Annotated in this window: 18 protein-coding genes, 1 tRNA gene and 1 riboswitch; of the genes, 16 read left to right on the forward strand and 3 right to left on the reverse strand. The window is 59.4% G+C overall.

The features are described from left to right. Nucleotide 1 precedes the first annotated feature (1 nt). From ABJ99_RS09250 to astE, 10 genes are all read left to right on the forward strand, one after another. Nucleotides 2-1114 (forward strand): succinylglutamate desuccinylase/aspartoacylase family protein, encoded by a 1113-nt coding sequence (locus ABJ99_RS09250; RefSeq protein WP_054085560.1) that lies wholly within the window; start codon nt 2-4, stop codon nt 1112-1114. A 22-nt stretch (nt 1115-1136) separates the two neighbouring features. Then, nucleotides 1137-1901, forward strand: coding sequence for an ABC transporter ATP-binding protein (locus ABJ99_RS09255; protein WP_054085561.1), 765 nt, complete (start codon nt 1137-1139; stop codon nt 1899-1901). A 136-nt stretch (nt 1902-2037) separates the two neighbouring features. Then, nucleotides 2038-3030 (forward strand): transcriptional regulator ArgR, encoded by a 993-nt coding sequence (gene argR, locus ABJ99_RS09260; protein ID WP_054085562.1) that lies wholly within the window; start codon nt 2038-2040, stop codon nt 3028-3030. Nucleotides 3031-3265: 235 nt separating this feature from the next. Then, a complete protein-coding gene (locus ABJ99_RS09265; protein ID WP_054085563.1) occupies nt 3266-4483 on the forward strand; it encodes an aspartate aminotransferase family protein in 1218 nt (405 codons plus the stop codon). Nucleotides 4484-4618: 135 nt separating this feature from the next. Further along, nucleotides 4619-5650 carry an arginine/ornithine succinyltransferase subunit alpha gene (gene aruF, locus ABJ99_RS09270; protein ID WP_054085564.1) on the forward strand — a complete coding sequence of 344 codons (1032 nt, stop codon included), beginning with the start codon at nt 4619-4621 and terminating at the stop codon, nt 5648-5650. A gap of 63 nt (nt 5651-5713) precedes the next feature. Further along, the gene (gene astA, locus ABJ99_RS09275) at nt 5714-6739 is read left to right on the forward strand and encodes an arginine N-succinyltransferase (protein ID WP_054085565.1); all 1026 of its coding nucleotides are present in this window, start codon (nt 5714-5716) and stop codon (nt 6737-6739) included. Further along, the gene (gene astD, locus ABJ99_RS09280; protein WP_162491560.1) at nt 6736-8205 is read left to right on the forward strand and encodes a succinylglutamate-semialdehyde dehydrogenase; all 1470 of its coding nucleotides are present in this window, start codon (nt 6736-6738) and stop codon (nt 8203-8205) included. The genes astA and astD overlap by 4 nt, the downstream gene beginning before the upstream one ends. A gap of 49 nt (nt 8206-8254) precedes the next feature. Next, nucleotides 8255-9601 (forward strand): N-succinylarginine dihydrolase, encoded by a 1347-nt coding sequence (astB, locus tag ABJ99_RS09285; protein ID WP_054085567.1) that lies wholly within the window; start codon nt 8255-8257, stop codon nt 9599-9601. A gap of 61 nt (nt 9602-9662) precedes the next feature. After that, complete coding sequence (locus ABJ99_RS09290) at nt 9663-9950, forward strand: topoisomerase II (protein ID WP_054085568.1); 288 nt, start codon at nt 9663-9665, stop codon at nt 9948-9950. Nucleotides 9951-9961: 11 nt separating this feature from the next. Next, the gene (gene astE, locus ABJ99_RS09295; protein WP_054085569.1) at nt 9962-10969 is read left to right on the forward strand and encodes a succinylglutamate desuccinylase; all 1008 of its coding nucleotides are present in this window, start codon (nt 9962-9964) and stop codon (nt 10967-10969) included. Nucleotides 10970-11422: 453 nt separating this feature from the next. On the opposite strand, the gene ABJ99_RS09300 is transcribed toward astE, so the two are convergent. Continuing rightward, nucleotides 11423-11935, reverse strand: a complete 513-nt coding sequence (locus tag ABJ99_RS09300) for a 6,7-dimethyl-8-ribityllumazine synthase (protein WP_054085570.1) — start codon at nt 11933-11935, stop codon at nt 11423-11425. A 127-nt stretch (nt 11936-12062) separates the two neighbouring features. Beyond that, nucleotides 12063-12229, reverse strand: a riboswitch (FMN riboswitch). 212 nt (nt 12230-12441) lie between these two features. Between ABJ99_RS09300 and ltaE the strand changes: the two genes are divergently transcribed. From ltaE to ABJ99_RS09325, 5 genes are all read left to right on the forward strand, one after another. Beyond that, a complete protein-coding gene (gene ltaE, locus ABJ99_RS09305; protein WP_054085571.1) occupies nt 12442-13446 on the forward strand; it encodes a low-specificity L-threonine aldolase in 1005 nt (334 codons plus the stop codon). A 144-nt stretch (nt 13447-13590) separates the two neighbouring features. After that, nucleotides 13591-16215, forward strand: a complete 2625-nt coding sequence (alaS, locus tag ABJ99_RS09310) for an alanine--tRNA ligase (protein WP_054085572.1) — start codon at nt 13591-13593, stop codon at nt 16213-16215. Between the two features lie 96 nt (nt 16216-16311). Beyond that, a complete protein-coding gene (locus ABJ99_RS09315; RefSeq protein WP_007251349.1) occupies nt 16312-17544 on the forward strand; it encodes an aspartate kinase in 1233 nt (410 codons plus the stop codon). Between the two features lie 172 nt (nt 17545-17716). Continuing rightward, nucleotides 17717-17905 carry a carbon storage regulator CsrA gene (gene csrA / locus ABJ99_RS09320; RefSeq protein WP_002554426.1) on the forward strand — a complete coding sequence of 63 codons (189 nt, stop codon included), beginning with the start codon at nt 17717-17719 and terminating at the stop codon, nt 17903-17905. 62 nt (nt 17906-17967) lie between these two features. After that, nucleotides 17968-18058 (forward strand) — tRNA-Ser (locus tag ABJ99_RS09325). Nucleotides 18059-18253: 195 nt separating this feature from the next. Here ABJ99_RS09325 and bamE read toward each other — a convergent pair. Continuing rightward, nucleotides 18254-18751, reverse strand: a complete 498-nt coding sequence (bamE, locus tag ABJ99_RS09330; RefSeq protein ID WP_054085573.1) for an outer membrane protein assembly factor BamE domain-containing protein — start codon at nt 18749-18751, stop codon at nt 18254-18256. Between the two features lie 324 nt (nt 18752-19075). Here bamE and mgtE point away from each other — a divergent pair, with 324 nt between their 5' ends. Further along, nucleotides 19076-20518: a magnesium transporter gene (gene mgtE, locus ABJ99_RS09335; protein WP_054085574.1), complete on the forward strand. Its 1443-nt coding sequence runs from the start codon at nt 19076-19078 to the stop codon at nt 20516-20518. A 160-nt stretch (nt 20519-20678) separates the two neighbouring features. Here the strand turns inward: mgtE and ABJ99_RS09340 are convergent, their stop codons facing one another. Continuing rightward, the gene (locus tag ABJ99_RS09340) at nt 20679-21002 is read right to left on the reverse strand and encodes an Arc family DNA-binding protein (protein WP_007251346.1); all 324 of its coding nucleotides are present in this window, start codon (nt 21000-21002) and stop codon (nt 20679-20681) included. Between the last annotated feature and the right edge of the window lie 337 nt (nt 21003-21339).

Raw genomic sequence — 21339 nt, forward strand, 5'->3', positions numbered from 1 at the left:
CATGCAACGAATCGATCATGTATTGCCGTGGAGTACTCTTGGCACCGAGCGCACACTCAGTGTCTTTCGATTTGGTACCGGCGAGCGCAAGACCTATATCCAGGCCAGTCTGCACGCTGACGAGCTGCCAGGCATGCGCACCGCCTGGGAGCTGAAAAAGCGTCTGACCGATCTGGAACGGCAGGGCAGGCTCAAGGGGGTGATCGAGCTGGTGCCGGTTGCCAATCCGCTGGGCCTGGGCCAGTTGCTGCAAGGCGCGCATCAGGGGCGCTTCGAGCTCGGCAGCGGCAAGAACTTCAACCGCGACTTTACCGAGCTGAGCGAGCCGGTTGCCGAGTTGCTGGAAGGTCTGCTGGGCGATGACCCGCGCGCCAATACCCAGTTGATTCGTCAGGCGATGACCACTGCGCTGGAAAATCTGCCCGCAGCGCAATCCGAGTTGCAGGGCATGCAGCGCATTTTGCTCAAGCACGCCTGTATCGCCGATGTGGTGCTCGACCTGCATTGCGATGCCGACGCCGCACTGCACATGTATGCCCTGCCGCAGCACTGGCCGCAGTGGCGTTCGCTGTCTGCGCACCTGAATATTCAAGTGGCGTTGCTGGCCGAGGATTCCGGCGGCAGCTCGTTCGATGAAGCCTGCTCGCTGCCGTGGCTGCGTCTGTCGCGAGTTTTTCCGCAGGCGCAGATTCCGCTGGCCTGCCTATCCACGACCATCGAACTGGGTGGTCAGGCCGATACCGGCAAGCCGCAGGCTGAAGCGCATGCCGAGGGCATTCTGGCGTTTCTGGCCGAGCAGGGCTTCATCAGTGGCGACTGGCCGCAGCCCGCGCACCAAGCCTGCGAAGGCATGCCGTTCGAAGGCACGGAATTGCTTTATGCGCCGCATCCCGGTGTGGTGACGTTCCTGCGTGCTGCCGGCGACCCTGTGGAAGTCGGCGAGCCGTTGTTCGAGGTCATCGATCCGCTGTCCGATCAGGTCAGTACCATTTGCGCGAATACCGCCGGGGTGTTGTTCGCCATCGAGCGGCTTCGCTACGCTCAACCCGGTTTCTGGCTGGCCAAAGTGGCGGGGCGCACCGCGTTGCGTCATGGGCGTCTGCTCAGTGACTGACCGTTCTGTGAGAACCGAAAGCATGAACAAACTGGAAGTGCAGGACCTGCACAAGCGCTATGGCAGTCACGAAGTGATCAAAGGCGTGTCCCTGACTGCCAGGGCTGGCGATGTCATCAGTATCATCGGCTCCAGCGGCTCGGGCAAAAGCACCTTCCTGCGCTGCATCAATCTGCTCGAGCAGCCGCATGCCGGCAAGATTCTGCTCAACAACGAAGAGCTGAAGCTGGTGCCGAACAAGGACGGTGGCCTCAAGGCTGGCGATGCCAAACAGCTGCAGCGCATGCGTTCGCGGTTGTCGATGGTATTTCAGCACTTCAACCTGTGGTCGCACATGACGGCGCTGCAGAACGTCATCGAAGCGCCGGTTCACGTGCTGGGCGTTTCGAAAAAGGAAGCGCTGGAAAAGGCCGAGCACTATCTGGCCAAGGTCGGTGTGTCGCATCGTAAAGACGCTTACCCTGGACACATGTCCGGTGGCGAGCAGCAGCGTGTGGCGATTGCCCGCGCGCTGGCGATGGAGCCCGAAGTGATGCTGTTCGACGAGCCAACCTCGGCGCTCGACCCGGAGCTGGTTGGTGACGTGCTCAAGGTCATGCAGGGCCTGGCGCAGGAAGGCCGGACCATGGTGGTGGTGACCCACGAAATGGGCTTTGCCCGCGAAGTGTCCAACCAATTGGTGTTTCTGCATCAGGGCGTGGTGCTGGAGCGCGGTGATCCGCGTGAAGTGCTGGCTAACCCGCAAACCGAGCGTTTGCAACAGTTTCTGTCCGGCAGCCTCAAGTGACGGTCGGCATCGCCTGGCGGTGCCTTTTTACGGCAGAACAGGGCATGCTGCGCGGCGCGCAACCTGACCTGGATGTTCCAGATCGAGCCCTTTATCGCGGGCTTGGCTTTTGCGGCAATACGTAGCGGATGTTCCAATGACTGCCCATCGAATCGGTTTCCTTGTCTGGCCCGGCACCAAAGCCCTGACCCTGGCGCTTGCCGAGGAAGCCTTGCGCGTCGCTCAGCGGGTTCATCCTGAGGTGGTCTACGAGCTGGCGTTTCTGCAGGCCGAGGCGGGCGAGTCTGCGGCGCAGGCCGGTGCCTGGCAATTGCCGGGCAAACCCTGGGCAGGCCAACTGGACGGGTTTCAAAAGCTGTTTCTGCTGGCCGACGAGCCACCCGCATCAGTGGCCCCGGCGCTAGGCAGTGCGATCAAGCAATTGGTGCGCGCAGGCTGTTCGATTGGCGGGCTGTCGGCGGGCGTTTATCCGCTCGCGCAATTGGGCCTGCTGGATGGCTATCGCGCTGCCGTGCACTGGCGCTGGCAGGATGACTTCGCCGAGCGTTTCCCCAAAGTCATTGCCACCAGCCATCTGTTCGACTGGGATCGCGACCGCCTCACCGCCTGCGGTGGCATGTCGGTGCTCGACCTGCTGCTGGCGGTATTGTCTCGCGATCATGGCGCGGAGCTGGCCGGTGCGGTGTCTGAAGAGCTGGTGGTCGAGCGCATACGTGAAGGTGGCGAGCGGCAGCGCATTCCGCTCCAGAACCGTCTGGGCTCCAGCCATCCGAAGCTGACGCAGGCCGTGCTGTTGATGGAAGCCAACATCGAAGAGCCGCTGACCACCGACGAAATCGCCCAGCATGTGTGTGTGTCGCGCCGCCAGCTGGAGCGCATTTTCAAGCAGTACCTCAACCGCGTGCCCAGCCAGTACTACCTGGAACTGCGCCTGAACAAGGCGCGCCAGATGCTGATGCAGACCAGCAAATCGATCATCCAGATCGGCCTGTCCTGCGGATTTTCGTCAGGGCCGCATTTCTCCAGCGCCTACCGCAACTTCTTCGGTGCCACACCGCGTGAAGACCGCAACCAGCGACGCAGCAGCAGCCCGTTCGAGCTTTCGCCGGTGCCTGCCGAGCGCGGTTGATCTCGCCGTTGCAACAGATGCGTTGCCTCGGCAGTGCAGGTCCAGACACCCACGTTCAATCTGTTTAAACTGCGCCTTTGTGACGCAATATGTCGCATTGCCGAAAACCTTGAAAAAAACCGGTTTTGCGCTGTAACAAGTTGTCGCCTGGCGGCAAGGCCGAACAGAATTCAGTCCTTACAATCTTCCCATCGCTCGCCAGTTTCAGGCAGGCGTTCCTCATCAGGAGACTCCGATGTCCGTTGAGCATGCTGCGGTGCAACGCGCCGATTTCGACCAGGTAATGGTCCCCAATTACGCTCCAGCCGGGTTCATCCCTGTGCGCGGTGCGGGCTCCCGGGTCTGGGATCAGGCGGGGCGCGAACTGGTGGATTTCTCGGGCGGTATCGCCGTCAACGTTCTGGGCCACTGCCACCCGGCGCTGGTCGGTGCCTTGACCGAGCAGGCCAATAATCTCTGGCATGTGTCTAACGTGTTCACCAACGAGCCGACCCTGCGGCTGGCGAAAAAACTGGTGGACTCGACCTTCGCCGAGCGTGTGTTCTTCTGTAACTCCGGTGCCGAAGCCAACGAAGCCGCCTTCAAGCTGGCGCGCCGCGTGGCGCATGATCTGTACGGTCCCGACAAATACGAAATCATCGCTGCCGTGAACAGCTTTCACGGCCGCACCTTGTTCACCGTGAGCGTAGGCGGCCAGCCGAAGTACTCCGACGGTTTCGGGCCGAAGATCACCGGTATCAGCCATGTGCCGTACAACGATCTTGAAGCGCTGAAAGCGGCCGTGACCGACAAGACCTGCGCCGTGGTGCTCGAGCCGATTCAAGGCGAAGGCGGCGTGTTGCCGGGCCAGCTCGACTACCTGCAAGGTGCACGCAAATTGTGTGACGAGCACAACGCGCTGCTGGTGTTCGACGAAGTGCAGAGCGGTATGGGCCGTAGCGGCCATCTGTTTGCTTACATGCATTACGGCGTGACCCCGGACATTCTTTCCAGCGCAAAAAGCATCGGCGGCGGTTTCCCGCTGGCGGCCATGCTGACCACCGAAAAGCTCGCCAGGCACTTCGCTGTCGGCGTGCACGGCACCACGTATGGCGGGAACCCGCTGGCCTGTGCAGTGGGTGAAGCAGTGATCGACGTCATCAACACACCCCAAGTGCTGGCTGGCGTACAGCGCAAGCATCAGCAGTTCAAGACCCGTCTGGAACGCATCGGCCAGCAATACGGCGTGTTCACCGAAGTGCGCGGCCTGGGCCTGCTGATCGGTTGCGTGCTGTCCGAGCCCTGGAAAGGCAAGGCCAAGGACATCTTCAACGCCGCAGAAGCCCAGGATCTGATGATTCTGCAAGCCGGTCCTGACGTGATTCGTTTCGCGCCGAGCCTGGTGATCGAAGACGCGGACATCGAAGAAGGCCTGAACCGCTTCGAGCGCGCCATCGTCAAGCTGACGTCCTGATTCATCGGTTGTATTCCGGTGTCTGCCCCGTCGGGCGGCACCGGACATTTTTTCTGCGCTGTGCAGCCTTGACGCTGCCTGGCGCGTTTATCAGAGCCGGTCGTAGCGTCCGGTCGATCTACAAGGAGTGGCACCATGCTGATAATGCGCCCTGCGCAAATGGCTGATCTGGCCGAGGTCCAACGCCTCGCTGCCGACAGCCCTATCGGTGTCACATCCTTGCCCGACGATGCTGGCCGCCTGACCGACAAGATCAGCTCGTCGGAGGCATCGTTCGCCGCCGAAGTCAGCTTCAATGGCGAAGAAACCTACTTCTTCGTCCTGGAAGACAGCGAAAGCGGCAAGCTGGTGGGCTGTTCGGGCATCGTCGCGTCGGCGGGCTATTCCGAGCCGTTCTACAGCTTTCGTAACGAAACCTTCGTGCACGCTTCTCGCGAACTGAAGATCCACAACAAGATCCACGTCCTGTCGCAGTGCCACGACCTGACCGGCAACAGTTTGCTGACCAGCTTCTACGTGGTCCCGGAGCTGGTAGGCACGTCCTGGTCGGAACTCAATTCGCGCGGCCGTCTGCTGTTTGTCGCCAGCCACCCGGAGCGCTTTGCCGATTCAGTGGTCACCGAGATCGTCGGTTACAGTGACGAGCAGGGCGACTCGCCGTTCTGGGATGCCATCGGGCGCAACTTCTTCGACCTCAATTACGCCGCCGCCGAGCGCTTGTGCGGGCTGAAAAGCCGGACCTTTCTCGCCGAGCTGATGCCGCATTACCCGATCTACGTGCCGTTGCTGCCCGATGCTGCGCAGGAGGCCATGGGCCAGGTGCATCCGCGTGCGCAGATCACCTTCGACATCCTGATGCGCGAAGGTTTTGAAACCGATCATTACATCGACATCTTCGACGGCGGCCCGACCCTGCATGCCAAGGTGTCGGGGATTCGTTCCATCGCGCAGAGCCGTCTGGTGCCCGTCAAGATCGAGACTGCGAAAAGCAGCGACGTCGGCACAGGCGGACGGCTGTATCTGGTCGCCAATGGCCTGCTGCAGGATTACCGCGCTGTGCTGCTGGAACTCGACTGGGCGCCCGGCCGGCCGGTGGTGCTGAGCCTGCCGGCTGCCGACGCACTGGGCGTCGGTGAAGGTGCCAGCGTGCGGATCGTCGCGGTCTGAGCCTGACGTTCGATTGCTGATTAGCCAGTTTCAAGGCTCTCGATGAGCCGCTGAGGAGATACCATGATCGTTCGTCCCGTACGCAGCAGCGACCTGCCCGCGTTGATCGAACTGGCGCGCAGCACCGGTGCCGGTCTGACCACCCTGCCTGCCAACGAGCAGCGTTTGGCGCATCGCGTCGGCTGGGCTGAAAAGACCTTTCGCGGGGAGGCCGAGCGCGGCGACGCCGATTACCTGTTCGTGCTCGAAGATGACGACGGCAACGTGGTGGGCATTTCTGCCATCGCGGGCGCGGTCGGCCTGCGTGAGCCCTGGTACAACTACCGGGTCGGGCTGACGGTCAGCGCCTCGCAGGAACTGAACATCTACCGGGAAATCCCGACGCTGTTTCTGGCCAACGACCTGACCGGCAATTCCGAGTTGTGCTCGTTGTTCCTGCACAGAGATTCACGCAATGGCCTCAATGGGCGTTTGCTGTCGAAAGCGCGCATGTTGTTCATCGCCGAATTTCCCACGCTGTTCGGTAACAAAATCATTGCCGAAATGCGCGGCATGTCCGACGAGAGCGGCCGCTCGCCGTTCTGGGAAAGTCTTGGGCGGCATTTCTTCAAGATGGAATTCAGCCAGGCCGATTACCTTACCGGCGTCGGCAACAAGGCCTTCATCGCTGAACTGATGCCCAAGTTTCCGCTGTACAGCTGCTTTCTGTCCGAAGACGCGCGCAACGTGATCGGTCGTGTGCACGCCGACACCGAACCTGCGCTGGCCATGCTCAAGGCCGAGGGTTTCTCGTATCAGGGCTACGTCGACATCTTCGATGCGGGGCCGGCCATCGAGTGCGAGACCGGCAAGATCCGTGTGGTGAAGGACAGCCAGACCCTGGTGCTGGCCATTGGTACACCGGGTGACGATGCTCCGCAATTTCTGATTTACAACCGCAAGCGTGAAGACTGCCGGGTGACCGTCGGTGCTGCGCGCTTTGCCGCCGGTACGCTGGTGGTCAACCCGCAAACGGCCAGACGCCTGCGCATGAGTGCCGGTGACAATGTGCGCGCGGTGCCGCTGTCTGCGGCGCGGGAGGGCATTTGATGAGTACGCTCTATATCGCAGGTACCTGGCAGGCCGGGCAGGGCGAGCCGTTCAATTCGTTGAATCCGGTGACCCAGCAAACGCTGTGGTCCGGGCAAGGCGCGACGGCCGAGCAGGTCGAACAGGCAGTACAGGCAGCACGTCAGGCGTTTCCTGAGTGGGCACTTCGCTCGCTGGATCAGCGCATCGCCATGCTGGAAGCGTTCGCGACCAGCCTCAAGCAGCACGCTGACGAACTGGCACAGTGCATCGGTGAGGAAACCGGCAAGCCTTTGTGGGAATCGGCGACGGAAGTGACCAGCATGGTCAACAAGATCGCTATTTCAGTGCAAAGCTATCGTGAAAGAACCGGCGAGAAGAGCGGTCCTTTGGGCGACGCTACGGCAGTGCTGCGCCACAAGCCGCACGGCGTGGTCGCGGTGTTCGGACCGTACAACTTTCCCGGTCACCTGCCTAACGGTCATATCGTTCCCGCGCTGCTGGCCGGTAATACCGTGCTGTTCAAACCCAGCGAACTGACGCCGAAAGTCGCTGAACTGACGGTCAAGTGCTGGATCGAGGCCGGGCTGCCCACCGGCGTGCTGAACCTGCTGCAGGGTGGTCGCGAAACCGGTATCGCGCTGGCGGCCAATGCGGGTATCGATGGGCTGTTCTTTACTGGCTCGAGCCGCACCGGCAACGCGCTGCATCAGCAGTTCGCCGGGCGCCCGGACAAGATTCTCGCCCTGGAAACGGGGGGCAACAATCCGCTGGTGGTCGATCAGGTTCAAGACATCGAAGCGGCGGTATACACCATCATCCAGTCGGCTTTTATTTCGGCTGGCCAGCGTTGCACCTGTGCGCGTCGTTTGCTGGTTCCCGAGGGTGACTGGGGTGATGCCTTGCTGGCGCGACTGGTGGCGGTGAGTGCGAGCATTGAGGTGGGCGCGTTTGACCAGCAGCCTGCACCGTTCATGGGCTCGGTGATTTCGCTTGAAGTGGCGCGCGCTTTGCTCGACGCGCAGCGCGACCTGCTCGCCAACGGTGCCGTGACGTTGCTGGAAATGCGCCAGCCACAGGTTGGCGCCGCGTTGCTGACGCCGGGCATCGTCGATGTCAGCGCGGTGCCCGACAGGCCTGACGAAGAGCTGTTCGGTCCGTTGCTGCAGGTGATCCGCTACGCCGATTTCGATGCGGCCATCGCTGAAGCCAATGCCACTCGCTATGGGCTGGCGGCCGGTCTGCTCTCCGATTCCGCAGCGCGCTATCAGCAGTTCTGGCTGCAAAGCCGCGCCGGGATCGTCAACTGGAACAAGCAATTGACCGGAGCTGCCAGCAGCGCGCCGTTCGGCGGCGTCGGGGCCTCGGGCAATCACCGTGCGAGCGCCTATTACGCGGCCGATTATTGCGCGTATCCGGTCGCTTCGCTGGAAACCGGCAGCCTGACCTTGCCCGCGACCTTGACTCCCGGTATCAGGCTGAACTGACAGTGCGCGCCACGATTGCTTATAAAAACAGATCCACGGAGCCTTGCCGATGAAGTCCTGTGAAGTGAATTTTGACGGTCTGGTCGGGCCAACCCATAACTACGGCGGGTTGTCCTACGGTAACGTCGCCTCCCAGAGTAACAGCCAGCAGAGTGCGAACCCGCGCGAGGCGGCGCTGCAAGGCCTGGCAAAAATGAAAGCGCTGATGGACCTGGGTTTTACTCAGGGCGTGCTCGCGCCGCAGGAGCGCCCCGACGTTGCCGGTCTGCGGCAGCTGGGTTTCACCGGCAGCGACGCACAGGTGATCGAAAAAGCGGCCCGTCAGGACATGCCGTTGCTGGTCGCCAGTTGCTCGGCGTCGAGCATGTGGGTGGCCAATGCGGCGACGGTCAGCCCCAGCGCCGACACTGCCGATGGTCGCGTGCATTTCACCGCCGCCAACCTCAATTGCAAATACCACCGCAGCATCGAGCACCCGACCACCAGCCGCGTGCTGGGGGCGATGTTTGCCGATGCGCAGCATTTTGCCCATCACCCGGCGTTGCCGCCCGTGGCGCAGTTTGGCGACGAAGGCGCTGCCAACCACACGCGTTTCTGTCAGGACTACGGTCAGGCCGGGGTGGAGTTTTTTGTGTTTGGCCGCAGTGCTTTCGACACCCGTTACCCCGCGCCGCAGAAGTATCCCGCGCGCCAGACGCTCGAGGCGTCACGCGCCGTCGCGCGCCTGCACGGCTTGAGCGAAGAGGGTGTGGTCTACGGCCAGCAGAACCCTGCGGTTATCGACCAAGGCGTGTTTCACAATGACGTGATCGCGGTCGGTAATGGCGAGGTGCTGTTCTATCACGAGGATGCGTTTCTCCATACTGAGAAAATGCTCGGCGAGCTGCGCGATAAACTCGGCCGGGTGGGCGGCCAGTTGCAGGCGATCTGCGTGCCGCGTGCCGACGTCTCGGTTCAGGATGCAGTGCGTACGTACCTGTTCAACAGTCAGTTACTGTCGCGTGCTGATGGCTCGATGCTGCTGATCGTGCCGCAGGAATGCCAGGCCAACACCACTGTCTGGGGCTACCTGCAACGTTTGATCGCCGATGAAAGCCCTGTGGCCGAGGTCAAAGTATTCGACCTCAAGCAAAGCATGCAGAACGGTGGCGGTCCGGCGTGCCTGCGCTTGCGTGTGGCGCTCAATGAAGCCGAGCTGGCGGCGGTGAATCCGGGCGTGATCATGACCGCACCGTTGTACGAAACCCTGACGCAGTGGGTGGACCGGCATTACCGTGATCGCATGAGTGAAAACGATCTGGCCGACCCCCGATTGTTGACGGAATGCCGGACGGCATTGGATGAACTGACGCAAATCCTTAAACTGGGCTCCGTTTATCCGTTTCAGCTGAATTGAAATACCCTGCGCGCCGGGCAACTGCCCGGTGCACGATTTTCTTGATAGAGAGCATTCCGATATGAGCGACGCCCTGCAACTGATCCTTGAAGACACCGATGGCACCCAGCTGGAAACATCCTGCACCCGCGTTGCCATCATCTGGCAGGGCAAAGAGCTGTGGATTCAGCAAGACGGCCGTGGCCAGTTGCTGATCGGTGTTGACGTCGAAGAAGACGATGCCGAATACGCCAACCTGCTGTTGCGTCCGCTGGCGACTAATCTGGTCAGCCTGCAACTGGAAATGGAACCGGCCGATATCGGCGTGGAAGAAGATGATCACGTCCACGGTCCTGACTGCAATCACTGAGGAAACCCAGCATGCTCGCCCTCGGCAAACTGCTTGAACTGACCCTGGCTGGACGTGAGCCAGCGGAAAAGACTCAACTGACCGTCGACGGCGTGCGGATGCGCTGGCTGGGAGAGGGGGCTCTGGAAGTCCGCCCGCCGGAGGCTCGTGGCAATGGCAATGACCTGCTGCTGTCGGCCGGTATTCATGGCAACGAGACTGCACCTATCGAGCTGCTGGACGAACTGATCCGCAGCATCGCGCGCGGCGATCTGAAACCGCGCGCACGTATTCTGTTTCTGTTCGGCAACCCCGCCGCCATTCGGGCTGGCACGCGGTATGTCGAGCAGGACGTCAACCGGCTGTTCAACGGTCGGCACGAGCAAAGTGATGGCGCGGAAGCCCTGCGCGCTGGCGAACTGGAACGCCTGGCGGCGAGTTTTTTCATCCTGCCGGGCCGCTATCGCCTGCATTACGACCTGCACACTGCGATTCGTGGCTCGAAGATCGAGCAGTTTGCGCTGTACCCCTGGAAAGAGGGGCGCCAACACTCGCGTCGCGAACTGGCGCGGCTGCGCGCTGCGGGCATGAGCGCGGTACTGTTGCAGAACAAGCCGTCCATCGTGTTCAGCGCCTACACCTACGAGCAGTTGGGGGCCGAGGCGTTCACGCTGGAACTGGGCAAGGCGCGGCCGTTCGGCCAGAACCAGCAAGTGAACCTGGCGCCGTTGCGTCTGTGTCTGGAGCAGATCATCGAAGGCACCGAGCCTGAGCCGGATGAGCGCCTGGAGGGGCTGCAATTGTTCAGCGTCGCCCGGGAAGTGATCAAGCGCAGTGATGCGTTCACCTTCAACCTGGCCGATGACGTGGAAAACTTTTCCGAACTGGAAAAAGGCTACGTGCTGGCCGAAGATGTCAGCGATTCACGCTGGGTGGTGAAAGAAGAGGGCGCGCGAATCATCTTCCCCAACCCGAAGGTTAAAAACGGCCTGCGGGCGGGGATCGTGATTGTGCCGGCTGATGCGAACGGGCTTGGCTGACGCTTCGCCTGTGTGGGAGCTGACCGGGCGACGTTCCGCTTGTCCGCGAACTGCCTGTTTTTGCGGGAGCGGACTTGTCCGCGCACTGCCTGTTTTTGTGGGAGCGGACTTGTCCGCGAAGAGGTCCGGCCTGCCGCCCTCTGATGCGCAGCATGTGAGCAATATGTTTCTGGGTTTATGCCTGAACAGGTCTCTTCAATGACCCAGTCGGTGTTTGATAGTCAGTCTTCGTGGACAAGTCCACTCCCACAGGTGCGCGAACTGCCGGGAACCTGCAGCAAAGCCAGCACATGCGGTCCAACAGGTACAGCCGAAATGACCTGTTTCAGGGCCGCTTCGCAGCCCATCTCAGCCGTCGTAACCTCCTGAATCTCCCACGCCCTTCGGGCAGAAGCCCAGTTCTGCGCGCTCATCTGGAATTGTGCATACCGACGAGCGCGCAGGGTCTATACCTTAGCAGGCCGCTTTGTGCTGTGCTTCCAGGCGGCGCAGGCTGCGTACTTTATTCAAGGTATCCGCGCAGGTTTTGGCCGCTTCTTCGCCTTTGTGCGAGAAGTGATCGAAGAAGAATTTCTGGTGCTCTTCGCCTGCGTGGAAGTGGTGTGGTGTCAGGACTACCGAGAAGACCGGTACTTCGGTTTCCAGCTGGACCTGCATCAACGCGCTGACGACTGATTGCGCAACGAATTCGTGACGATAGATACCACCGTCCACCACCAGCGCGGCGCCAACGATGCCTGCGTAACGACCGGTGTTGGCGAGCAGTTTTGCGTGCAGCGGGATTTCGAAGGCGCCGCCGACTTCAAAGATGTCGATGTCACTTTCGGCATAGCCCTGATTGGCCATTTCAGCGATGAAGCCTTTACGGCTCTGGTCGACAATATCCTTGTGCCAGCAGGCCTGGATGAAAGCGACGCGTTCGTTCGAATGGCTTTTGCTTTTGCTGTCGATTGCAGTTGGTTGCACGTGTTCTGACTCCTGTTTATGAAAAAAACAGGGCATTCTGGATCGAAAGGGATTCAAGTCGCGTAGGAAAGCCTCCTGAACGATGTCGTTCATGATGAGGTTTTGCAGACGTTCTTGCAGACACCAATCCCGCTCTCTCTTCATCCGGACTATGACCGTCGGCCCCGGAATCACACCGGGTCTGCTGACCTTGCCGATCGCCAGCCAAAGCCGCGACCCCCAAGCGCTCGCGGGCTAGACGCATTGCGCGCCATTACCGCCGGTGGGGAATTGCACCCCGCCCTGAGAACGTTGCCGTCACTTTACGTGGCCGGCGGAGGATTTTTATCACAGATCCTCGTCACATGCTTGGACACTTTCGTACGGTGCACCTGCCTTTTTCTTCTAAGTGAACGGTGTATCGGCAGCGGCGGCGCTTGATTATCATGTGCTGCGGCTTGAGTAATGCCTTGTTGCAAGCCAAAGGTTGCATGCATTATCGACCTTCGAATTCAGGGAGCTTTCTTGTGACTGTCATCGATCTGCGCAGCGACACAGTGACTCTGCCTACGCCGGGCATGCTTCACGCCATGGCGAATGCGCCCGTGGGCGATGATGTGTACGGGGAAGACCCGACGGTCAACCTGCTCGAAGCGACCCTGGCCGGACGCCTCGGGTTTGACGCTGCGCTGTTCGTGCCTTCCGGCACCATGAGCAATCTGCTGGCGTTGATGGCGCATTGTGAGCGCGGCGATGAATACATCGTCGGCCAGCAGGCGCATACCTATAAATACGAAGGAGGCGGCGCGGCGGTGTTGGGGTCGATCCAGCCACAGCCGCTGGAGGTGCAGGCTGACGGTTCGCTCGACCTTCAGCATGTACTCGACACCATCAAGCCCGACGATTTTCACTTTGCCCGCACACGCTTGCTGGCACTGGAAAACACCATGCAGGGCAAAGTGCTGCCTCAGGCTTATCTGGCCGCAGCGCGCAAACTGACGCTGGATAATGGCATCGCGCTGCATCTCGACGGTGCCAGGCTGTATAACGCAGTGGTCAAACTGGGCGTCGGTGCGCGCGAGATTACCCGGCACTTCGATTCTGTGTCCGTGTGCCTGTCCAAGGGCCTGGGTGCGCCGGTCGGTTCGGTGCTGTGCGGCTCGCAGGCGCTGATCGCCAAGGCGCGGCGTTTGCGCAAGATGCTTGGCGGCGGCATGCGTCAGGCTGGCAGCCTTGCGGCGGCAGGGCTGTACGCGCTGGATCATCAGGTCGAGCGGCTGGCGGACGATCATGCCAACGCAGCACTTCTGGCCGAGGGCCTGAGCGAGCTGGGTTATAGCGTCGAGCCCGTACAGACCAACATGGTCTATGTGCAGATCGGTGATCGCGCCGCAGCGCTCAGGGCGTTTTGCGCCGAGCGTGGCATCGTGCTCACCGCAGCGCCGCGGCTGCGCATGGTCACTCACCTGAATGTTTCACGTGCTCAGACAGAGCAGGTGATTGCAGCATTCGCAGCCTTTGAACACCCATGACATGCCGATAATCCAGTTACTTGTTTCTATCGCACAAACACACTGTACCGAGGGCGCAACGCCTATATAATGCGGCCCTTTGCCGTTGCGACGTCAGTTGACGTCATGCACTAGCCTCTGGCCGCAGTCTCCGTGGAAGAACCTATGAAAAGCGCAGAAATCCGTGAAGCCTTCCTTGGCTTCTTCGAAGAGCAAGGCCACACCCGTGTCGCTTCAAGCTCCTTGATTCCGGGCAATGACCCGACCCTGCTGTTCACCAACGCAGGCATGAACCAGTTCAAGGACTGCTTCCTGGGCCAGGAAAAACGCGCCTACACCCGCGCAGTCACCAGTCAGAAATGCGTGCGCGCCGGTGGCAAGCACAATGACCTGGAAAACGTCGGCTATACCGCTCGTCACCACACTTTTTTCGAAATGCTGGGCAATTTCAGCTTCGGTGATTATTTCAAGCGTGACGCCATTACCTACGCCTGGACCTTCCTGACCTCCGAAAAGTGGCTGAACCTGCCCAAGGAAAAGCTCTGGGTCACGGTCTACGCGACTGACGATGAAGCCTACGATATCTGGACCAAAGACATCGGCGTGCCTGCCGAGCGGATGGTGCGTATCGGCGACAACAAAGGCGCGCCTTACGCTTCCGACAACTTCTGGACCATGGGCGACACCGGCCCGTGCGGTCCTTGCAGCGAGATCTTCTTCGACCACGGCCCAGACATCTGGGGTGGCCCGCCGGGCTCGCCGGAAGAAGACGGCGACCGTTACATCGAAATCTGGAACAACGTGTTCATGCAGTTCAACCGCACTGCCGATGGCGTGCTCCACCCGCTGCCAGCGCCGTCGGTTGACACCGGCATGGGCCTTGAGCGGGTCAGTGCCGTTTTGCAGCACGTGCATTCCAACTACGAAATCGACCTGTTCCAGAGCCTGCTGGCTGCTTCGGCCAAGGCCATCGGCTGCAGCAACGACAACCAGGCTTCGCTGAAAGTCGTGGCTGACCACATCCGTTCATGCGGCTTTCTGATCGCCGATGGTGTGCTGCCCTCCAACGAGGGCCGTGGCTATGTGCTGCGCCGCATCATTCGTCGCGCTTGCCGTCACGGCAACAAGCTCGGAGCCAAAGGCAGCTTCTTCTATCAGGTCGTGGCTGCGCTGGTTGCCGAGATGGGTTCTGCGTTCCCTGAGCTGGTGCAACAGCAGTCGCACATCGAACGTGTGCTGAAAGGCGAAGAAGAGCAGTTCGCCAAGACCCTTGAGCAGGGTCTGAAAATTCTTGAGCAGGACCTGGCGGATCTTCAGGGCACTGTGGTGCCCGGCGAAGTTGTGTTCAAACTGTATGACACCTACGGTTTCCCGATGGACCTGACCGGTGACATTGCCCGTGAGCGTAATCTGACCCTGGACGAAGAAGGTTTCGAGCGCGAAATGGAAGCGCAGCGTGTGCGCGCCCGTTCGGCAAGCTCGTTCGGCATGGACTACAACAGCCTGGTCAAGGTCGATGTGGCCACGCAGTTCACCGGCTACTCGGCGACCACTGGCAGCGCCACCGTCGTTGCTCTGTATAAAGAAGGCCGGTCGGTTACGCACCTGAACGAAGGCGAAGAGGGCGTTGTGATCCTCGACACCACGCCGTTCTATGCGGAATCCGGCGGCCAGATCGGCGACAGCGGCTTCCTGCTGGCCGGTGAAACACGTTTTGACGTCAGCGACACCACCAAGACTGGCGGCGCATTCCTGCACCACGGCGTGGTCGCCGCTGGCAGCCTGAGTGTGGGTGCTCAGGTGGATACACAAGTGTCCGATGAAGTGCGCAAAGCAACCGCATTGAACCATTCGGCCACTCACTTGCTGCACGCTGCACTGCGTCAGGTGCTGGGCGATCACGTTCAGCAGAAAGGCTCGTTGGTCGACAGTCAGCGTCTGCGCTTTGACTTCAGCCACTTTGAGGCCATCAAGCCCGAGCAGTTGCGTGCGCTGGAAGATATCGTCAACGCCGAAATTCGCAAGAACACGCCGGTGGTCACCGAAGAAACCGACATCGAAACCGCCAAAAAGAAAGGCGCCATGGCGCTGTTTGGCGAGAAGTACGGTGACAGTGTTCGCGTACTGAGCATGGGCGGCGAGTTTTCCGTCGAGCTGTGCGGTGGTATTCACGCCAGCCGCACCGGTGATATCGCGCTGTTCAAGATCGTCAGTGAAGGCGGCGTCGCTGCTGGCGTGCGTCGTATCGAAGCGGTGACCGGCGCGGCGGCGCTGGCCTGGCTGAATTCGGCCGAAGATCAACTCAAGGAAGCCGCGACGCTGGTCAAAGGCAATCGCGACAACTTGCTGGACAAGCTGACGGCGGTGCTCGAGCGCAATCGTCTGCTGGAAAAACAACTGGAACAGCTGCAAGCCAAGGCAGCCAGTGCCGCCGGTGACGATCTGTCTTCGGCCGCGCAGGATGTCAAGGGGGTCAAGGTTCTGGCCACGCGCCTGGATGGTCAGGACGGCAAAGCGCTTCTGGCGCTTGTCGACCAGTTGAAGAACAAACTCGGCCGCGCAGTGATCCTGCTCGGCAGTGTTCATGAAGACAAGGTTGTCTTGGTCGCAGGCGTGACCAAGGACCTGACTGGCCAACTCAAAGCCGGTGATTTGATGAAGCAGGCGGCCGCCGCAGTCGGTGGTAAAGGCGGTGGTCGTCCTGATATGGCTCAAGGCGGTGGTGTCGATGCAGGTGCGCTGGATGCAGCATTGGCACTGACCGTTCCTTTTGTAGAGCAAGGAATCTGATTCGAATCTGCCGGGCCGCTGCGATTACCTAGGGCAGCCCGGCGACGGATTCGAATATCAATGGGTGCTCTTAACGGGTTCTGAGGCGGCTTTGAGATGGCTTTAATCGTACAGAAATTTGGCGGCACCTCCGTGGGCTCCGTAGAGCGCATCGAGCAGGTGGCCGACAAGGTCAAGAAATTCCGCGAGGCGGGCGACGATCTGGTGGTCGTGCTGTCGGCCATGAGCGGCGAAACCAATCGTTTGATCGAACTGGCCAGGCAGATCAGTGATCAGCCGGTTCCCCGTGAGCTGGATGTTATTGTCTCGACGGGCGAGCAGGTCACCATCGCGCTGCTGGCGATGGCGCTGATCAAGCGTGGCGTGCCTGCGGTTTCCTACACCGGCAACCAGGTGCGGATTCTCACCGACAGCGCGCACAACAAGGCGCGTATTCTGCAAATCGACGATCAGAAAATCCGCACCGACCTGAAAGCAGGCCGTGTGGTGGTGGTTGCGGGTTTCCAGGGCGTCGACGAGAACGGCAACATCACCACGCTCGGTCGTGGCGGCTCTGATACCACCGGTGTGGCGCTGGCCGCCGCGCTGAAGGCGGACGAGTGCCAGATCTACACCGACGTCGATGGTGTCTACACCACCGATCCGCGTGTCGTGGCGCAGGCTCGGCGGCTGGACAAGATCACCTTCGAAGAGATGCTGGAAATGGCCAGCCTCGGTTCCAAGGTGCTGCAGATCCGGGCGGTCGAGTTTGCCGGCAAATACAACGTCCCGCTGCGCGTTCTGCACAGCTTCAAAGAGGGGCCGGGCACCCTTATTACCATTGATGAAGAGGAAACCATGGAACAGCCGATCATTTCCGGCATCGCTTTCAACCGCGATGAGGCCAAGCTGACCATCCGTGGTGTGCCAGACACCCCCGGTGTGGCGTTCAAGATTCTCGGCCCTATCAGTGCGGCAAACATCGAAGTGGACATGATCGTGCAGAATGTTTCGCACGATAACACCACCGATTTCACCTTCACGATCCACCGCAACGACTATCAGGCGGCCTTGCAGGTGCTGGAGACGACCGCGCGCGAGATCAGCGCTCGTGAAGTGTCCGGCGACACCAAGATTGCCAAGGTATCGATCGTCGGTGTTGGCATGCGTTCTCATGCAGGCGTTGCCAGCCGCATGTTCGAAGCACTGGCCAAGGAGAGCATCAATATCCAGATGATCTCCACGTCGGAGATCAAGGTCTCTGTGGTCATCGAGGAGAAGTATCTGGAGTTGGCTGTGCGCGCATTGCACACGGCATTCGAGCTGGATGCTCCTCGGCAGGGTGAATGACCCTGCCGTCTGAAGGTGCGGTCTGACCGTGTCTTCTGGATACTGCGCAGAAAGGCTGATGTTTTCTTTGCGTAAGTCGATACATCGGTAATGGCCATGGCGTTTTGCCACTTGCTATTGCTTATAGGTTTTGCAGACTGTTGTCCCTGAATAAAGGCGTAAGGAGAAAAGTATGCTGATTCTGACTCGTCGGTGCGCAGAAAGCCTGATCATCGGTGACGGTGAAATCACCGTCACTGTGCTGGGTGTGAAGGGTAATCAGGTGCGTATTGGTGTCAATGCGCCCAAGGAAGTCGCGGTCCATCGTGAAGAGATTTACCTGCGGATCAAGAAAGAGAAGGACGAAGAACCAAGCCATTAATTTTTATTGAATTTTTGGTTTGCAAACGGGGAAAAGGGTGGTTATTATACGCCCCGTGTTGCGGAGAGCTGGCCGAGTGGCCGAAGGCGCTCCCCTGCTAAGGGAGTACACCTCAAAAGGGTGTCGGGGGTTCGAATCCCCCGTTCTCCGCCATTATTTATGTAGTGCGTCAGATTGGGCTTGCTCTGTAAGTTGTTGAATTTACTAGAAAAAGCGCTTGACTAAACAATCTGACGACCTATAATGCGCGGCACCAACACATGCACTCGTAGCTCAGCTGGANCGAATCCTGTCGAGTGCACCATACATCGAAAAGCCCACATCGAAAGATGTGGGCTTTTTGCTTTTCTAGCGTTTTCCTTTAACGCATCCGTCTTCATCGAATGTCACGCTGTTGCTGCGGCCTTTTTTCTGCTCGTAGACATAGCGCAATTCGCCGTTGCGATTGGTGATCTTGTCCGGGCGGCCCAGCAGGCTTTCCACATCACGTTTTGTCATGCCTGGCGGGGTACGCTGGTTGATGATTGCCGCACGTCGCTGCTCTGCGCTGAGACGATTGCCACAGCCGTCGTCGCGTGTGCCGACCACGACCAGTTCCCTGGGTAAGGTTTTTCGCCGTTCGGCCTCTCGGCTATGGGCAGGCGCAGGCGGAAGCAATTCGATCCGCGTCCCGGGCGGAGCGTTGAAGGCTCTTTGCATCTGGGTGCTGTGGCCTTCGGGGCAGCCAAGGGTGGTGAAGGTGACTTTTCCTGCCGCATCCTCGCAACGCTGCACGGTGCTGGCCGCGACGTGAGCAGGCAGGTAGAGCAGGGCGCTGAACAAGGGTAAATGAATGATCAAACGCATGATCGAGTCCTCCATGACGGGGTGTTGTGAAAGCCTAACTGTGGTCTTTTCCGCAGGCGAGCGTGTTTTCTTGGCGGGATGTGACGTCGAACCTTTATCGCTTCATTTAACCTTGCAGCTTTGCGTTGCAAACGATTGTTATAAGCTGAATTTCTCGCGTGCGCTTCGCCCAAAGCGGTGTATCATTGCGCCCGTCAGCCCCGCCGGGGCTTGTGGAAAACCTCCATGGACTTACCCAGTCGTTACTCAATAGTGTTTTTTGACAATCATGACTTAACTGATTGATCTCCCGGCGTGCTCCGCTGCTGGGAGTGGAGTTCGCCTATGACCGAAAGAGAAGTAAAAAAAACGCAGGAAAGCTTGCAGGATCGCCTGGCTCAGGTCGTCGATCTGCTGCAGCGCCAGCGTATTGTTGAAGACCTGACCCATCGTCAGGAAGGTCAACACCAGGATCGGGTCGAAAACCTGGTTCATCGGCAGAACCTCGTCGAATTGCAGCGCAAGCTCGATGACCTCCACTCTGCCGACGTCGCTTACATCCTCGAAGCCCTTCCTCTGGAAGACCGTCTGACGGTCTGGCAGTTGGTTCAGGCTGATCGCGATGGCGACATTCTTCTCGAAGTATCCGATTCCGTTCGTGAAACCCTGATCGCTGACATGGACGATCACGAGTTGCTCGCGGCGGCACGGGACATGGACGCCGACGAATTGGCCGACCTTGCTCCCGAATTGCCCCGCGACGTTGTTCATGAGCTGATGGAAGCGCTGGATTCACAGCAGCGCGAGCGTGTGCGATCTGCCCTGTCCTACGACGAGGATCAGGTGGGTGCGCTGATGGACTTCGAGATGGTGACGATCCGTGAGGATGTCAGCCTTGAAGTGGTATTGCGCTACCTGCGTCGGCTCAAAGAGCTGCCGGGTCATACCGACAAACTGTTTGTGGTCGATTCTGAAGGCGTGCTCAAGGGTGTGCTGCCCATCAAGCGTCTGCTGGTCAATGACCCGGAGAAGCAGGTTGGCGAAGTCATGGCCAACGATCCCGTCAGCTTTCACCCTGAAGACGACGCTTACGAAGCCGCCCAGGCCTTCGAGCGCTATGACCTCATTTCCACTCCTGTCGTGGACAAGAACGGCAAACTGATCGGTCGACTGACCATCGATGAAATTGTCGACCTGATTCGTGAGGAAAGTGAAAACGAAGTCCTCAACATGGCCGGTCTGCGCGAAGAGGAAGATATCTTCGCCTCGGTCTGGCGCTCGCTGCGTAACCGCTGGGCCTGGCTGGCAGTCAACCTGGTGACAGCGTTTATGGCATCGCGCGTGATTGGCCTTTTCGAAGGCTCGATCGAGAAACTGGTGGCGCTCGCCGCACTGATGCCGATCGTTGCGGGCATTGGTGGCAACTCAGGTAATCAGACCATCACCATGATTGTTCGCGCCATGGCGCTGGATCAGGTCAATACCGGCAACACCTCGCGATTGTTGCGTAAAGAGCTGGCGGTAGGGCTGATCAACGGCTTGATCTGGGGAGGAGTGATCGGTGTGGTCGCCTACCTGCTTTACGGCAGTTGGTCGCTGGGTGTGGTGATGACCGCCGCAATGACGCTCAACCTGCTGCTCGCTGCCTTGATGGGGGTTTCCATCCCTATGGTGCTGGCACGCCTGGGGCGCGATCCGGCGATGGGGGCCAGCGTGATGATCACCGCCGTAACAGACAGCGGGGGGTTCTTCATCTTTCTTGGCCTGGCGACAATCTTTCTGCTCTAGACCTGCAAAGGGTCACACATAAAAAACCGCCTTGACCGGCGGTTTTTTATTGATGAATTAATCTTCATTTTTTTAAGCTGTCATTTGCTCATAACAGCATAGAAAGCGGACGCAAATAAAAAGGCCAGCTTTCGCTGGCCCTGGTCTTTAACACTAACGTTCAGTCTTCGGAAGCCATTTCCGTGTCGTGAGCAATCAGTGAAACAAGAGCGTTCTGTTGACGATGCGAAAGGTGACGAAAACGTTGCAGCAGCTCGCGCTCGTTCAGAGACAGCTCAGGGCTATCAAGGCGCAGGTTTGGCTCATCGCCAAGTGCACCCTCCTGGGTCAGACTCTGCTCAAGACGAGCAATAATCTCCGAGTTCATGCTGCGATGATGATTTTTGGCTACTTCTTGCACGCGATTACGCATGCCGTCTGGTAGGCGAACGACGAACTTGTCAGCCGTGCGGCTGGAATAGATAGCCTGTTTCATAGGGCTCATATATTTAACCGGTTAGTTCAGGGGAAGCGGTTCTAGCAAGTGGCCGCAAGATTGTGATTCTCAGACAATCGTTTTGGCCAAATGTTCAACCGCGAATCCAAGGGCCGACATAATGCCGTAATCCGTCGAATCCTTGGCGCCAATTCTGTGACAAATATTGACTCAGGTAGAGGCTATTTGCCAGCACCAATGATCAGAAATGCGACCGGCTTTGCAAATAACCCGTTTTTGCTCAGCCACAGACGAAGAACGGCTACCTGACAGGCTTTCGGCTGTCATGTCTATATATGAGTCCAAGCTTAGGCACTAATTCAACAAGGGCAGGCAGAAGCCGACC

Origin of the sequence: Pseudomonas syringae pv. cilantro (assembly GCF_001293775.1) — a bacterium.
GTDB classification, from domain to species: Bacteria; Pseudomonadota; Gammaproteobacteria; order Pseudomonadales; family Pseudomonadaceae; genus Aquipseudomonas; species Aquipseudomonas syringae_P.